This window comes from Oleiphilus sp. HI0043, from assembly GCF_001634935.1.
This window is the reverse complement of the sequence record NZ_LWEY01000507.1, coordinates 1-1,015: the sequence shown is the minus strand read 5'-3', so window position 1 is coordinate 1,015 and position 1,015 is coordinate 1. Positions and strand designations below refer to the sequence as shown.

Below are 1,015 nucleotides of genomic sequence, written 5' to 3'. Positions count from 1 at the left end.
GTAGTCGACGCATCGATCATGCCCACTTTAATAAGCGGCAATACCAATGCACCTGTAATAGCGATTGCTGAAAAGGCATCCGACCTAATATTGTCACCATCAACCATGCTCAACTAAATGATGAGTACAAATCACTTTTGTGAGCAATAAGTCTATTACGTAATAAAATACACAACTTTTGAACATTAAACATTCAAATAGTACACAACATAAGCACGTTTAAATCGATAAAAATAGAGGCAAACAAATGAACTGCGCGGCGAAAATTTCTACTCACGATACATCTATTGAAGAACGATTAACTATGCTTAAGTCAGCGGCTCGAGCTAATCCTTACCCTTCCTTCAATGAGAGGAAAAAAAATCTTCTAAATCTTCGTAGCCAAATTCAGCGTTACCAAGATGCCATTACCGCTGCAGCAGCCAAAGACTTTGGCTGGCGCGCACCAGCTGAATCTAAACTTATTGATGTGCTCGGGCCCGTTTTAGAAATCAATCATGCAGTTCACAAACTCAAAAAGTGGATGAAGCCTAGTCGTAGATCCACGGAGTTACTCTTCACAAGTAATAAAGCCAAAGTACATTACCACCCCAAAGGTGTTGTCGGAATCATCTGCCCATGGAACTTTCCCTTATACCTAGCGTTAGGGCCTCTTATTGCAGCTTTGGCAGCGGGCAACAGAGCGATGATCAAAATGCCGGAGAATTGCCCTAACTCAGCCGCATTACTGCAAGAAATGCTTAGCGAAATTTTTCCTGAAGACTTGGTGGATGTGTTGCCTGGTGACCACCCGGATGCGATGAAAATTTCAGAGCAGCCTTTCGATCATTTGGTGTTTACAGGCTCGCCTAAAACCGGGCGTATTATCATGAGTAACGCGGCTAAAAATCTGGTACCTGTCACTTTAGAACTCGGTGGAAAATCGCCGGCAGTTGTGTGTGAAGGCGCCAACCTGAATGATGCCGCTAAGCGAATTGCGCATGGTAAGGCCATGAATAGCGGTCAAGTCTGTTTA

At 43.6% G+C, this 1,015-nt stretch carries 2 protein-coding genes; both read left to right on the top strand.

Features of this window, described 5'->3' with window-relative positions:
- Nucleotides 1–117 (top strand): GMC oxidoreductase (locus tag A3729_RS30660; protein WP_156497738.1); only part of this gene is annotated, 117 nt, incomplete at its 5' end.
- A 130-nt stretch (nt 118–247) separates the two neighbouring features.
- The coding region (locus A3729_RS06260) for an aldehyde dehydrogenase family protein (protein WP_156497737.1) at nt 248–1,015 on the top strand (768 nt) is incomplete at its 3' end.